The sequence below is a fragment of the Cyclobacterium plantarum genome (assembly GCF_011290685.1).
In the GTDB taxonomy this organism is placed as follows: Bacteria; Bacteroidota; Bacteroidia; order Cytophagales; family Cyclobacteriaceae; genus Cyclobacterium; species Cyclobacterium plantarum.
Genome location: NZ_JAANYN010000001.1, coordinates 716,632 through 729,990 on the forward strand (window position 1 = coordinate 716,632; position 13,359 = coordinate 729,990).

Sequence of the window (13,359 nt, forward strand, 5' to 3'; positions counted from 1 at the left end):
GGTTTGAATAGGAGCTGTTTAGGTATAGATTGAAAAACTGTGTAGATATGCTCTGCAAAAATTTTCCTTATCGGATTTTTTGGGAAAGTGGTTTCTTGCCGGGATAAGGTCCAAATGCATAAAGAAAATTAGTAGCTCAAAAATTATTATGTGTAATAATTACATTTTATATTTGATAGGTCTTCCTTTTTAGGGAGACAGTATCTGCTAAGCAGGGAATAGTGAAAGTATCGCCCTTGAGGTTAATTCCCCAATCCGCTCATAAACCTATCAAACCCAAATACCATGAAAAATAATTGGATAAAAACAATCAGCTTACTTTCTCTGGCAATCCTTTCCCTTGGGATGGGCAGCAGGATGCTGTCCCAAACTGAAGGATTAGATAGCAAGGGCCTGAAAGATGCCTTTGAAGGAAAATTCCTTATCGGGACGGCATTGAATGGGGCCCAAATCAACGGCAGGGACCAGCAATCCATTGAATTGCTCAAAGCAAATTTCAATTCCATTGTTGCTGAGAATGTGATGAAAAGCGGTCCCCTCCAGCCGGAAGAAGGAGCGTTCAATTTCTCGTCAGCAGATAAATTTGTGGACTTAGGCGAATCGCTTGGGCTGCATGTGGTAGGGCATAACCTTATTTGGCACTCCCAGGCACCCGGCTGGTTTTTTGTGGATGAGGAAGGCAATGAGGTATCCAAAGAAGTATTGATAGGCAGAATGGAGACCCATATCAAGACCGTGGTGGGCAGGTACAAGGGGAGGGTCGATGGCTGGGATGTGGTCAATGAAGCCATCCTGGATGATGGTACCTGGAGAAAAAGCAAGTTTTACGAAATCATTGGTGAAGACTTTATGAAATTGGCCTTTCAATTTGCCCATGAAGCTGACCCGGAGGCGGAGCTCTATTACAACGATTATTCCATGGCCTTGCCGGGCAAAAGGGAAGGCGTAGTAAAAATGGTTAAAAAACTTCAGGAGCAAGGTGTAAAAGTAGACGGAATAGGCATGCAGGGTCACATTGGTCTGGAGCATCCTGCCATTGAGGAATTTGAAAAAAGCATTGCCGCTTATTCCGGACTTGGCCTTACCGTTATAATCACGGAATTGGATATGTCGGTGCTTCCATCCCCCGGAAGAAATACCGGAGCCGATGTGGGAACAAACTTTGACTATGAGCAAAGCATCAATCCCTATCAGGAAGGCCTGCCTGATTCCGTTCGGCAAAAGTTTGATCGACGGTATGTGGATTTTTTTAAGCTATTTCTGAAACACCAGGAGAAAATATCAAGGGTTACCTTTTGGGGCATAGCGGATCAACATTCCTGGAAAAACAACTGGCCTGTAAGGGGAAGGACAGATTACCCCCTGATGTTCGACAGAAATTACCAACCAAAATCCGTCGTTAATGCCCTTATGGAATTGGTGGAATAGCAGGGCACAGCCGCTTGACAATCCAGGGTATTTCTCCGGGGCTGTTCGTTAAAGAAGAATCAATAATTACCCCACTTTGCCAGCGGTAGTTGAATTTATGAAAATAGTACCGCTCTTTTTTAATAAGGAGCCAGGCAATGCCCCAGCCAATTAAATACCCAATTAGAAAGCAATACATGCCCTAAAACAAACTGACATCATGAGAAACAGACAAACCTTAATCCTGGTAATATTGATGGCACTGAGCCCCATTTTCGTCGTCCATAGTCAACAAATGGGCGAAAACTCAGTGGTATTCTCAAAGGTGGTGTATCAGGGGAATGATCAGGTATACCAAAAATATCCTTTGGAGGCGGGTGAATTTTACAATCCCATCCTTCAGGGTTGTTATCCGGATCCTTCCATCACAAGAAAGGGGGATGATTATTATTTGGTTTGTTCTTCTTTTTCCATGTTTCCAGGTGTACCCCTTTTTCACTCCAATGATTTGGTAAATTGGACACAACTCGGGCATGTACTTGACCGGAAATCCCAACTGAAAGTGGAGCATGGCGGGATCAGTGCGGGTATTTACGCACCGGATATTCTCTACAATCCCCACAACGAAACTTTCTATATGATTACCACGCAGTTTGCAGGAGGTATGGGGAATATCCTGGTAAAAACCAAAGATCCAAAACAGGGCTGGTCTGACCCCATCAAGCTGGATTTTGGGGGTATTGATCCTGCCCTGTTTTTTGATGAGGATGGCAAAGCCTATGTGGTGCACAACGATGCGCCCGATCCGGGCAAGGAGCAGTATACCGGTCATCGGGTAATCAAAATCTGGGAATATGATGTGGAGGCCGATCAGGTGATCAAAGGCACGGACAAGATCATTGTGGATGGAGGGGTAGATATCACCGAGCAACCCATTTGGATTGAGGCACCACATATATACAAGAAAGACGGCAGGTATTACCTGATGTGTGCCGAAGGAGGTACCGGAGATTGGCACAGTGAAGTGATTTTTGTAAGTGACAGCCCTAAAGGACCCTATATTCCCGCTCCCGGTAATCCCATCCTTACCCAGCGGTACTTTGCCAAAGACCGGGAAAACAAAGTGGACTGGGCCGGACATGCCGACCTGGTATTGGGGCCGGATGATCAATATTATGGGGTTTTTCTGGGTATTCGCCCCAACGAAAAAGGCAGGGTAAATACCGGCAGGGAAACATTTATCCTTCCGGTGGATTGGTCCGGTGAATTTCCCGTGTTTGAAAATGGCTTAATCCCTTTGGAACCCAAGCTAAAAATGCCAGGAGGAGTTTTGGAAAATAAAACCGCACAGGAGGGCTTTTTTCCCAATGGAAACTTTACCTACAGGGAGGAATTTAAATCAGATAAGCTGGATTATCGGTGGATAGGTTTGAGGGGTCCCCGGGAGGAGTTTATTTCCTTTGGCAATGGTGGCCTGACCATCCAGCCATTTGAAGTAAATATCAAGGAGGTGAAACCCACTTCTACGCTTTTTTACAGGCAGCAGCATAAGGATTTTTCCTTTACAGCCAGCATGGAATACCAGCCCCGGGCAGACAATGAATTGGCAGGAATTACCTGTCTCCAAAGCGAAAAGTTCAACTACGTTTTTGGCATCACCAAAACAGGCAATGATTTTCATGTATTGCTGGAGCGGACCGAAGAGGGAGTTTCCAGGATTATCGCCAGCCGGAAACTGGCCTTCAATGGCCCGGTTCAGCTTCGGGTGCAGGCTGATGGGGATGATTACCTGTTTAGTTATGCTTTACCGGGAGCTGATTTTGTCAGTTTGGGAGGGCCTGTATCCGGAGATATTCTGTCTACCAATGTGGCAGGAGGCTTTACAGGAAATTTGATAGGATTATACGCCACCAGGGCCAATGATGCGAAGCCCGATTGACATTTGGCAACTGCTGAGGCAGGGAATACCCGGATAAAGGAATTTTTACCAGGTTTGACAGAGAATTCCCCTCAGTAGGTGTTTGTGAACAGCCGTTTCCGATAGCAGGCACCATGTATTCCTGGTTTTCCTGAAAATTCTACATGGGAGAAATTTGTCAGCTGTTCAAATTCCACACAGGTGCCTGGTGAAATCTTGTTTTTTTTTAATAGATTTAACTGGATTTCAGTAATTTAATATTGTTGGTGTTATAAAAAGAAAATGGCTTTTGAATTAAAGAACGTTGTGCCCTGGGGACGAAATCTGGACGAATATAAAAGCATGTTCAACCTGACTGATGCTGAGTTGAATAAAAAAATTATCAGTTTTGGAGACGGGCCGGCAAGTTTCAACTATAGCATGTTTAAATTTAACAAAAGCGTTATTTCGATTGATCCTATTTATGGGTTCTCGGTGGATGAATTGAAAAGAAAGATCAAAGAAACTAAGGACATTGTGATCAATCAGACCCGCAATAATGCTGAAAATTTTGTTTGGACAAAGATTAAAAATATTCAGGAACTGGAAACAATCCGATTATCAGCAATGAATCTCTTTCTCCAGGACTTTGAATCAGGTAAAAGAGAGGGTCGGTATATCAACCACGAAATGCCAGATAAAACCAATTTTGCCGATTCAACCTTCGACCTGGGACTAAGCTCACATTTCTTAATTTTGTATGCCCAACTCGGACTTGATTTTCACCTGTCTGCAATGACCGAGATGCTGAGGGTCGCCAAAGAGATCAGGATTTTTCCTATTTTGGATTTGGATGCACATAAACCGGCACTATTGGCCCATTTGGTGGAGCATTTTGGGAAAAATTTCAAAGTGGAAATCCAAAGGGTAGATTATGAATTCCAGAAGAACGGCAATGAAATGTTGCGTATAAAAAGAAAATGAAAGTTGATTCCCATGGACGGATTCCTGTTTTATAATGGGAAAGAGAAAAAATTTGTTTACAGGTTATAAAGACCGTGTTTTAATCTGGGAAAAAGCCTCAGTAGAAATACCGATAAAAAATTAAAAAAAATGAACCAATGAAATGGCATGACAACAACAGCGGAACACGATGAACGCATGGCCAAAATGACCTTTGCAACGGTTTATCCCCATTATGTCAGCAAGGTGGAGAAAAAAGGCAGGACCAAAGCCGAACTGCATCAGGTGATCTATTGGCTGACAGGATTTGATGAGAAAAAGGTTGAGGAATTGATACAGCGAAAGGTGACTTTTGAGACATTCTTTGAGGAAGCAAGATTAAATCCCAATGCCGAGTTGATTAAAGGGCTGATCTGTGGATACCGGGTGGAGGAAATCACTACTCCACTGACCAAAAAAGTAAGGTACCTGGACAAGCTGGTGGACGAATTGGCAAAGGGGAAGAAGATGGAGGAGATTTTGCGGGAAGGGTAAATGGCGCACCGGTCCACCTTTTGACCGGGCGCTTGTATCCATGCAACGATGGATGCATTTTTCTATTCAGGGCTTATATTTTTGAGTCCCTGTAGAACGCCTGCCCTGGAGCTTGCGTTTTTAGGATAGGTTATGACAAGTAAAGGAACCTGTTTACAATTAAAAATAAGATGATATGTCAATAACAAAAGAATCGGAATTGACCGGCATGAAAAGAATCAGTGAAGTGGTAGGCAGCACGCTGAAACTGATGCGGGCACACGCAAAACCCGGAATGTCTACCAAGGAACTCGATGATTATGGGGCTGAAATATTGAAAAGTTATGGTGCTAAATCCGCTCCATACGAAACCTATGGGTTTCCAGGCTATACCTGTATCAGTACCAATAAGGAAATAGCCCACGGTATTCCATCCGGGGATAAAATATTAAAAGAAGGGGATTTGATCAACATTGATGTTTCTGCTGAACTGAATGGCTTTTGGTCGGATAACGGCGGTTCTTTTGTCCTGGGCAGGGACATCCATAACCATCAACCGCTGGTAGATGCTTCCAATGACATACTCCACAAGGCAGTCCATACAATCAGAGGCGGAATGAAGATTGCCGATTTGGGTCATTTCATAGAAACAGCGGCCAAAAAATCAGGTTTTAAGGTGATCAAAAACCTCTCGGGGCACGGTGTTGGAAGAAACCTGCACGAAGCTCCGGACAATATTTTAAACTACCGGGTTAAAACCAACAAGGAGCGGTTTAAGAAAAACACCACTGTGGCCGTAGAAACCTTTATCGCCACCACTTCTACCTTTGCCGTGGAACAAGGGGATGGCTGGACTTTGGTAGGTAACAAGGGCGGGTTTGTTGCCCAACACGAACATACCATATTGATCACAGATGCACTTCCGGTTATTCTGACCAGTTTTAATGAAATTGGTCAGTGGTCACAGGCCAATTAGGGATGCGGCATTTTGATTTCAAAAACAGGAGACTGTCATCCGGTCCGTATCTTCTTGGGGTCTTGCTAATTATGGCCGGTTTGATTGCTTCAATAAGATTGGCACAGATCCGGATTCAGCCTGGAGACGGCAGGGTTTTCCGGAGATGTACCCTTCCTTCCCTGACTGGATATTATGAAAAAGTGCCAACTAAAAAATTTACAAAGCCCACAATGGAATCAGGCTGAGGTTAGGCTTTGGCATTCTTATTTTTATTCTCCGGCTTGTTCCAAAACTTTTTCAAAAAGCTTTTCATCAAATCTGAAGTTTGTGGATTTTATTTTTTCAAGTATAGGTTTTACGCTACTTATTAAACCAATTTGTTTGGCTCTTAGGATTAATCCAAAAGTTCCGGAATACCTTAAATTAAGTTTTTCTGCTACTTTTCTACCTTTTAGTTCATCGAGCATTAGGATTGGATTTTTCATTTCCAGGGATAATGCAATTGCACTTGCTTCACCCTCATCCAGATCCATTTCCAGAATTTGTTGATAATGAGAATTTTCCGGTGCCAATACCGAAATCCAATAAGGCAGGCTTTTTCCAAATTCCTTTAGAATGATCGGTGTCACAAATACCTTGCTCCCGGTCTTCATTAATAATTCAAGCTCATTAATCTTATCCAAAATTATTAAACAGCTGGTATCTGAGATGATTATATCAGAATTTTGCTGCATCTTTTGAAATATCCGAAGGTGGATAGTTAATTAAAGAAACACCATAATCAGCCAAAATCTCCGAAAATGCCACTTTTGATAAACCAGCCAATTCTGCTGCCTGTCCGAGTGACAGTTTTCCAGATTCAAACATTTTTGCTGCGAGAAATCTTTTAGTTTCTCGCTCATCTAGGTCAAAATGATCCGGAATAGTTAAGGTCAGACGCTTCATAGTATAAATTTACTAAAATTTTGGATATCGACTTCATTTTATTATGTCCTTTTGCTGGAGCTTAACAGGAAATACCAACTGGTTATTGATACCTACCGCTGTGTTAAATTTTCAGTTGGTTACCATGCAACCCTGGACGGTAGATTTCTTTAGGAGATTTTTTTAATGGATTGTGGGCCTAATAGAAGGGATTTGGAATTAGAAGCATTAGATTTAGCTATTTCAGCTCGATCTTTTTGATTTCCAGGCGAAAATCCTCTTCCTTTTTATTGCCGATCAAAAACCGCAGTTCCTGGATGGAATCGGCAGAAAAGTTGGGTAGACCCAGTTTTTTACCACGGAATACCGGTCTCATTTCCCTGAGTGGGATCTCCAGGGTTTGCCAGTTTCCGCTTGTAGTAAAGGTATAGATATACGACGCCCGGTCACTCAGATTTTCTTTTATGCGAAACTGGTAGCGTTTGCCATCACCCTTTAACGTCAGGATCGCTGTTTGATATCCCTCCATATTTTTGGAAGGAAAATGGTATTGCAAGGAGGCGAAGCCCCCATTGTTTTCCAGGGAGACGCTTCCGGCAAAAAGGGCATGGCCCTGCTCAGTCTTTTGTAGGCTGCTGCTGGAAACGCCGCCCATCACCCTATCATTTTGGATTTCCCAGCCGGACCAATCTTCCGAAGCACTAAAATCAAACAAAAGCAATTTACCCATCAGCAAAACCATTAAAAACATTTGCAAAGCCCCCATTTTTCTTTTAAAGGTAGGGGATTTTTCAGTAAATTGACATAGTTTTCCCGGTGTCCTTGGGGATAATTTCATCAACTTTACCATCACACTAATCATGATCATTCCAAAATTTGCCTTACCTGATTTATTAAGTGATGAATTTGAAAAGAATGGGAAATTTAATATTTTCAATAAATTTACCATATGGGCAAATACGATAAATTACTTATCAAAATCCTTAGAGGAACCTCAGATAAAAATATAGATTTTGAAGAATTGAGGAATTTGCTTCTTAAATTTGGCTTTGAGGAAAGAGTCAAGGGCAGCCATCATATCCTGACCAAGGATGGGATAGAAGAAATTTTAAATATCCAGGCAAAGTCAGGAAAGGCAAAGCCCTATCAGGTTAAGCAAATAAGAAATGTTATTGTAAAAAATCAGTTAAAATTAGATGGAGGGGAAAACTAATCATAAATACGAAATAATCATTTACTGGAGTAAAGATGATGAAGCTTTTATTGCCGAAGTACCCGAATTGGCAGGTTGTGCAGCAGATGGAGGGACCTATCAGGAAGCGTTAGCTAATGTGGAAGTAATCATTGATGAATGGATTGAAACCGCTAAAATGAAAGCCAGGGATATTCCTACTCCAAAAGGCCGATTGCGGTTTGCTTGAAAACATATACCTCATACAAAAAAACTCAGGTGATTGGAATAGATTGGATGATGTTGGATAGACATCTTGGGTATTGATCCTTGAATTTTTAGATGATCTGGTATGGGACCCTGCCATTGCTTCCAAACTTACCGGAAATTTATTATCAGTTCGTTTCTTTTTTCGTAGAAACTCCGGGATTTTCAGCCATACCCCTTTGGTGATTTTTAAAATCAGCCAGCCCAGTTTAAGTACCTATCCTAAACCAACCGTTGGTGAAATGGTATTTTTCCGGTATATTGGAATTGCGTTTTTAGGTAATGGGGTTTTTTCAAAAGCATGAAAGTAGGATTCCAGAAGAGAATCCGATGGGGGCAGGTATAGGACTGATTTTTCCTATTGGGAATAAAGAGGAACAGAACTATCCATGCCTATGACCGGAAGGACAAGCTTCTATGTACGGTATCACGGAAGTAATTTATACCTGATAGGCTAGTTTGAAATAAGGACTATAATCTGGTTTTTATATGATAATAATTTTTAAATAAGGTAGATAAAATATTGGCAATAAATAAGTTAGCTACAATATTTTTGAAATTTTTTTTTACTAACTTTAACACTAAACTTTAAAAAGACAATTTATGAATGAAGTAATTATCCAGAGCAATGAAGACGCTCGAGAATATTTTGAAGAATTCATCGCCGAACATGAAGACCAAGCTTTTACAGAAGAGGCTTCAGGGCTTGATGGACAGAATATAGTCGGACTTGTAATAGAAAATTTACCAGCAATATTAGGGGCGGTGACTTCTTTGATTGCAGTCTTGAAAGGCAAAAATATTTCCTTTAAAATTATCAAAGATGGAAAAGAAATAAGCAATATTGAGGAACAAAAATAATTGAACTTCAATGGAAATTCAATTTGAATGGGCAACTCAAAAAGTCGAGTTTTATTCCGAATTATTCGACACAAAAACAGTTAACAAAGGCTATTTTCATCACATCTATGGATTTGCAAAATCTGTACTTGGTGAGAAAATAATTCCAATTGAGCTAGTTGCAACATTCAGACAAAGTTCTTTTATCTATCATAGGAAAAATCAAAGTGCGATTTTCTTTGACTTGGGACAGTCCTTTCTACTCAAGTCTATTTTTAAGACAATTGCTTCAGGTGCCGGATTTTCAGCCCTTGTAGAAATTTTTAAGCAGAGTGCTTGTCTCTATATTGTCACGCAGGATTATAATTTTGCTTCGTTACTTTCAAAACACCCTCTAGTTCCATTTCAAAAATACTACTCATGCAAAGAGGATGATTTAGCATTTTATGGAAATATTATGTCGAGGTATAAAGAAGTTTTGCAAAGCACAGAATTTTATAAAATAGTCGACAATTTCATTATTGGTCATGAAATATTTCATTATCTAAGTCATAGAAAACATTCAGTTGAGTGGTTCAAAAGATCTTCAGATGAATACTTTGAGGATGCTTTAAATCAATGCTGCTATGAGCAAAGGGGAGACTTTGCTGAAATTGCCAGTTATTATGGAAGAATTAAACTTTCCAAAGAGAGTTTAGAAAAAATACGCTCTGACTTGGCAAGCCGAAGAATTGATTATATTGCTAGAAAGGAAGACTTGACAAAGGAAATAGAATGCGATCTTTTTGCATTTACCTATATGACAAGGTTTATTTGTAAAGATCAGGAAAAATCTATCGATTCAGTGCTATTTTTTTGTAAATTATTTTATATTCTATTCTGCATTTTTGACCTGCATTTTGCGATTAATCGTAGGTTTTTACTTTCCATTAGGTCAAGCATCTCCTGTACAAAACCTCCCGATATTGCGGACATTAATTTTAGAAAGGTAGCTCTTGTAGAAATTATATGGAATCATATCTATAACAATGTTTTGCTTCGGAATGGGGTTAATAATAAAGAGATTAACTCTCTTTATGTAAAGTTTCGGGAAGACATTTTCAACTTCAAGGCAGCTATTGATAATCTATATTTAATACCGATAACAAATGCGTTTTATGATATGTTAGAAAACGGAGAGAGAATAAAGGATAGCATACCCAAAAAGCAAGTTCACAATTTTCATATTAAAAACTTTGCTGAAAGAATTATTGAAAGAGATGATGTATTCAATTTGCAAGACCATGAAAATGCGTTTTATTGAGTATATTAAACTAGTAATACTGCAAGCAACATGCGGTATAGCCAATAAGGATTTCAGTGTTATGAGTAGTTCGTCACCCGAATCAATCTTTCGTCTGGGTTGATAGGAACGTTGCTCCGCGGTCCCTTACAGGCCATACCGCCAACGTTATGCCGATAACCGGAATCACCTAGGAGAGACAAGAAGTGGCTTAGAATGGAGTAAATGGAATGAATATTTACAAAGGAAAATTCCAAATGAACTCAATTGGTTATCAGAACAACCAAAGACTTAAAAGAAAAGCGACTCAGTTTCCTGCATTTTTGCTGCATGACTTGGTCCTGTCCGTTGGACGCAAGACATAAAATAAGTAAATTAGAAGAATGGAGAAATAATTATGAATGATATAAAGCAGCCATTATCCGATGTGCAACTTGAAATTTTAAAAGCCTTTTCCCACAACTTGACCGATGAGGAGCTAAAAGAATTCAAGGAAACGATTGGTAAATATTTTGCAGACAGAGCGATACAATCGGCAAACAAGGTTTGGGATGAAAAAGGATGGACATACGAAGACGTTAACAGCATGCTTCAGACAAAAATGAGAAAATCGAAAAAATAATTCCGTTAAATACAGAGCCAAAATGAATGCTGCAGATGCCAAGGTAATCTATGAGGACCTGAGGCAACGGTTTGAAAGGTCCGGTAACCCTTCAACAAACGGAACGGATGTTTAAAAAAAGAAAAGTTGCTTATGTCACCTGGAAATAACTAAAGGGTGCAGGTGGATTTCTCCAGGCTGCACCCTTTTTCAATTTTCGGGCAGTCCCCAAATTAAACTTCCTTATTTCGATTCCAGGCCTCCGTGTTAAGCGTCCCAACTTCAAATCTGCAGTTCTCAATTGAAAACGTTCACTTTTTAACTTCAATCATGTGGCTTTTTGCTCGACTGATCTGCCAAAAAGACACCATTTTTCGCCTTTTAGCTGCACTGACCCACTTCCGAACTCCAAGCTTCCGGTTCAGAACCTGACAGGCCGAGTTCCGAAGTACTCCCCCCCACTTCGGAAGTACCCCTTTCAAATCAAAACCCAAATCACTTTCGGTCAAAATGTCAGAAATTTAAATTTTTCTCCGGAAAGTTCCGATTTTTGGGTCAAAATCTGAGCTTCCGAACCGCAAGGGGGAACTTCCGAACCGCAACGTTCGAGTTCCGAACCTCATGCTTGTCAGTTTGAAGTCCCTCCCCCCACTTCGCAAGTAGGGGGAGGGACTTTATAAGTGGAGGGGGGTACTTCGAAAGTACCCCTAGTGATTTCGGAAGTATGACTTTTTCAATTTTTCCTGTCGCGTATTACCTGTCCATCAGCTTTTTTTGATGGCCGGATTGGATTTTTCGAAACCCACCCCTACCCATTCAAGAAAAATCTACTATACTGTTAATGTATCTTAGGTAGGTTTGAAACCTGATTACAAGTCGTGGATTCCGAAGTACCGATTATTAAATTAAAAACGGAAATTTCCAGTAAAAATGGTAGGGGTTTAGTTATAGAAATTATAGAAATATAGTGTTGTCCCTTTTTATTAAAAATCTTCGGTTTTTTGCTTCGAAAGCCGACTTCCGAACCAAAACGTTCGATATATTATATTAAAGTCTGTCAGTTTTAAGTTCGGGACTCCATTTATAAAGCCTCGAGCTGCGATTTGAAGTATCCTTTGGGGGTTTTGGAAGTGCCTTTCTGCTAGGCGCATTTCTTTCATCCATAAAAATTAATCCGTAAATTACTGCTATCGGCAGGCATTAATCGAAAAATGAAGAATCCTTCCTTTTTGGCAGCCAGGTTGGTCCAACAAAATGCTGTTGTTTTACTGAAAAATCCAGGAGATTGTGGGGTGAAAGTTTTTTTGGAGTGAAAGTTTTTTCTCAAGTCTGTAGCACTTTTCCGCCAGGGGTTTAGAGGATCGTTTTTTCGACCATTGAATTGATTTACGGTACTTTCAGAAGTTATTGTTGTAAGAAAGAACCAATCAGAAAAAAACTTCTTTTACTGGTCTTTAAAGAATTTTTTAGTATAATTAGACCTTGATAGAATGAAAAGTTTTTGAAGGATGTTCAGGCAGATTTTCTTAGGTACCCCTGACCTGTTAAAGGCAAGAAACTATGGTTAAGAATCCCAGGTATTTAATTATTGTAATTATAGCATTGTTTGTAGCTCTAGGAATGGATGTCTACAGGTCAACTTTAGGTTTAAAAACATTGTCGGTTCGGTCATTTGCAGAGAATGGGGATGTAGTTGAGAAAGAGATATTGGATACCTCCGTGATGTATAAAACGTTAGGGTATTTAAGTACATTTTTTTATACAATTGCTCTTTCAGTGTTTATTGCGCTTGAAGTAACTGATAGAATAAACAAAAGAGAAATTGATACAAGGCAGAAAGAACTGAAAGAATTTCAAGAGAACATTAACGAAAATATATTTGGTGCGATCTTCCAGAATTTCATGCCAGAAGAATTATTTAAAGCTATAAAGCACGATATAATTGAATCAAAAAAAATTCGTAAAAATGCAGAATGGCACTATCGGTTTTCTGAATTAGATGGAAAAATTATATTAAACCAGACAATAAAATACACAGTTCAAAATGTAAGTCAGGGTATTATATCTAATCCAATTTCTTTGGATATACAAAAAGAGGATAATAGTACCGTTAAATTAATTTCAGCAAAATGTTCTATAAGAGAACAGGAAGTTGCTTTTGCAAGTGTGGATAAATCGAATCTTTTAAATTGCGAACATAAAGAGGAGAAGCATTTTGAGAAATTCAATTTCACCTGCCCACTTAATCCAAAAGATGAGATGGATTTTATGGCTGTTCTTGAACATGAATATATCTCTGATAAAGTTGAAGATCAGTTTTTTACAAAAGATCCGATTATTGACGCTAAATTGAATGTAATATTTCCGGATAATAGAGAGTTCTTTCTTTATTCCATAATGTCATCAGAATTTAAATTAAGAGTAAATGAAAAGGGAGATAAAAGATATGAAATGAAAGGAGCTGTGTTACCAATGCAAGGTTTTATATTTAGGTTAACTTAAGGATAAAGCTACCATCCTCAATTTATTTTAGTAT

The 13,359-nt window shown here is 39.6% G+C and carries 14 protein-coding genes; 11 read left to right on the forward strand and 3 right to left on the reverse strand.

Annotated elements, in window-relative coordinates; genetic code table 11:
- The first annotated feature begins 285 nt into the window (after positions 1 to 285).
- The 5 genes from G9Q97_RS02975 (at position 286) to map (ending at position 5,756) form a co-directional block, all read left to right on the forward strand.
- Positions 286 to 1,428 (forward strand): endo-1,4-beta-xylanase, encoded by a 1,143-nt coding sequence (locus G9Q97_RS02975; protein WP_166142967.1) that lies wholly within the window; start codon positions 286 to 288, stop codon positions 1,426 to 1,428.
- A gap of 199 nt (positions 1,429 to 1,627) precedes the next feature.
- Positions 1,628 to 3,346 carry a glycoside hydrolase family 43 protein gene (locus G9Q97_RS02980; protein WP_166142969.1) on the forward strand — a complete coding sequence of 573 codons (1,719 nt, stop codon included), beginning with the start codon at positions 1,628 to 1,630 and terminating at the stop codon, positions 3,344 to 3,346.
- Positions 3,347 to 3,607: 261 nt separating this feature from the next.
- Complete coding sequence (locus tag G9Q97_RS02985) at positions 3,608 to 4,288, forward strand: SAM-dependent methyltransferase (protein ID WP_166142971.1); 681 nt, start codon at positions 3,608 to 3,610, stop codon at positions 4,286 to 4,288.
- A gap of 147 nt (positions 4,289 to 4,435) precedes the next feature.
- Positions 4,436 to 4,801: a DUF2200 domain-containing protein gene (locus G9Q97_RS02990; RefSeq protein ID WP_166142973.1), complete on the forward strand. Its 366-nt coding sequence runs from the start codon at positions 4,436 to 4,438 to the stop codon at positions 4,799 to 4,801.
- Between the two features lie 175 nt (positions 4,802 to 4,976).
- Positions 4,977 to 5,756, forward strand: a complete 780-nt coding sequence (gene map, locus G9Q97_RS02995) for a type I methionyl aminopeptidase (protein WP_166142975.1) — start codon at positions 4,977 to 4,979, stop codon at positions 5,754 to 5,756.
- A 251-nt stretch (positions 5,757 to 6,007) separates the two neighbouring features.
- Here map and G9Q97_RS24935 read toward each other — a convergent pair whose 3' ends face one another.
- The 3 genes from G9Q97_RS24935 to G9Q97_RS03010 all read right to left on the reverse strand — a co-directional run bounded on the left by G9Q97_RS24935 (position 6,008) and on the right by G9Q97_RS03010 (position 7,530).
- Complete coding sequence (locus G9Q97_RS24935) at positions 6,008 to 6,271, reverse strand: DUF3368 domain-containing protein (protein ID WP_246255372.1); 264 nt, start codon at positions 6,269 to 6,271, stop codon at positions 6,008 to 6,010.
- Between the two features lie 184 nt (positions 6,272 to 6,455).
- Positions 6,456 to 6,683: a UPF0175 family protein gene (locus G9Q97_RS03005; protein ID WP_166142979.1), complete on the reverse strand. Its 228-nt coding sequence runs from the start codon at positions 6,681 to 6,683 to the stop codon at positions 6,456 to 6,458.
- Positions 6,684 to 6,900: 217 nt separating this feature from the next.
- Complete coding sequence (locus tag G9Q97_RS03010) at positions 6,901 to 7,530, reverse strand: CIA30 family protein (protein WP_246255374.1); 630 nt, start codon at positions 7,528 to 7,530, stop codon at positions 6,901 to 6,903.
- 81 nt (positions 7,531 to 7,611) lie between these two features.
- On the opposite strand from G9Q97_RS03010, the gene G9Q97_RS03015 reads away from it, so the two are divergent.
- The 6 genes from G9Q97_RS03015 (at position 7,612) to G9Q97_RS03040 (ending at position 13,325) form a co-directional block, all read left to right on the forward strand.
- Positions 7,612 to 7,875 (forward strand): type II toxin-antitoxin system HicA family toxin, encoded by a 264-nt coding sequence (locus G9Q97_RS03015; protein ID WP_166142981.1) that lies wholly within the window; start codon positions 7,612 to 7,614, stop codon positions 7,873 to 7,875.
- Entirely contained in the window at positions 7,859 to 8,083 is a 225-nt protein-coding gene (locus tag G9Q97_RS03020; RefSeq protein ID WP_166142983.1) for a type II toxin-antitoxin system HicB family antitoxin, read from the forward strand. The genes G9Q97_RS03015 and G9Q97_RS03020 overlap by 17 nt, the downstream gene beginning before the upstream one ends.
- Positions 8,084 to 8,703: 620 nt before the next feature.
- Positions 8,704 to 8,961 carry a hypothetical protein gene (locus tag G9Q97_RS03025; protein WP_166142984.1) on the forward strand — a complete coding sequence of 86 codons (258 nt, stop codon included), beginning with the start codon at positions 8,704 to 8,706 and terminating at the stop codon, positions 8,959 to 8,961.
- A 10-nt stretch (positions 8,962 to 8,971) separates the two neighbouring features.
- Entirely contained in the window at positions 8,972 to 10,243 is a 1,272-nt protein-coding gene (locus tag G9Q97_RS03030) for a hypothetical protein (RefSeq protein ID WP_166142986.1), read from the forward strand.
- Between the two features lie 376 nt (positions 10,244 to 10,619).
- The gene (locus tag G9Q97_RS03035; RefSeq protein ID WP_166142988.1) at positions 10,620 to 10,844 is read left to right on the forward strand and encodes a hypothetical protein; all 225 of its coding nucleotides are present in this window, start codon (positions 10,620 to 10,622) and stop codon (positions 10,842 to 10,844) included.
- Positions 10,845 to 12,383: 1,539 nt separating this feature from the next.
- Complete coding sequence (locus G9Q97_RS03040) at positions 12,384 to 13,325, forward strand: hypothetical protein (protein ID WP_166142990.1); 942 nt, start codon at positions 12,384 to 12,386, stop codon at positions 13,323 to 13,325.
- Positions 13,326 to 13,359: the final 34 nt, after the last annotated feature.

What these genes read in the sequence shown, in the direction of transcription:
- G9Q97_RS02975 (WP_166142967.1), top strand. Translation starts at nt 286, where the DNA reads ATGAAAAATAATTGGATAAAAACAATCAGCTTACTTTCTCTGGCAATC.
- G9Q97_RS02980 (WP_166142969.1), top strand. Translation starts at nt 1,628, where the DNA reads ATGAGAAACAGACAAACCTTAATCCTGGTAATATTGATGGCACTGAGC.
- G9Q97_RS02985 (WP_166142971.1), top strand. Translation starts at nt 3,608, where the DNA reads ATGGCTTTTGAATTAAAGAACGTTGTGCCCTGGGGACGAAATCTGGAC.
- G9Q97_RS02990 (WP_166142973.1), top strand. Translation starts at nt 4,436, where the DNA reads ATGACAACAACAGCGGAACACGATGAACGCATGGCCAAAATGACCTTT.
- map (WP_166142975.1), top strand. Translation starts at nt 4,977, where the DNA reads ATGTCAATAACAAAAGAATCGGAATTGACCGGCATGAAAAGAATCAGT.
- G9Q97_RS24935 (WP_246255372.1), bottom strand. Translation starts at nt 6,271, where the DNA reads ATGGATCTGGATGAGGGTGAAGCAAGTGCAATTGCATTATCCCTGGAA.
- G9Q97_RS03005 (WP_166142979.1), bottom strand. Translation starts at nt 6,683, where the DNA reads ATGAAGCGTCTGACCTTAACTATTCCGGATCATTTTGACCTAGATGAG.
- G9Q97_RS03010 (WP_246255374.1), bottom strand. Translation starts at nt 7,530, where the DNA reads ATGATCATGATTAGTGTGATGGTAAAGTTGATGAAATTATCCCCAAGG.
- G9Q97_RS03015 (WP_166142981.1), top strand. Translation starts at nt 7,612, where the DNA reads ATGGGCAAATACGATAAATTACTTATCAAAATCCTTAGAGGAACCTCA.
- G9Q97_RS03020 (WP_166142983.1), top strand. Translation starts at nt 7,859, where the DNA reads ATGGAGGGGAAAACTAATCATAAATACGAAATAATCATTTACTGGAGT.
- G9Q97_RS03025 (WP_166142984.1), top strand. Translation starts at nt 8,704, where the DNA reads ATGAATGAAGTAATTATCCAGAGCAATGAAGACGCTCGAGAATATTTT.
- G9Q97_RS03030 (WP_166142986.1), top strand. Translation starts at nt 8,972, where the DNA reads ATGGAAATTCAATTTGAATGGGCAACTCAAAAAGTCGAGTTTTATTCC.
- G9Q97_RS03035 (WP_166142988.1), top strand. Translation starts at nt 10,620, where the DNA reads ATGAATGATATAAAGCAGCCATTATCCGATGTGCAACTTGAAATTTTA.
- G9Q97_RS03040 (WP_166142990.1), top strand. Translation starts at nt 12,384, where the DNA reads ATGGTTAAGAATCCCAGGTATTTAATTATTGTAATTATAGCATTGTTT.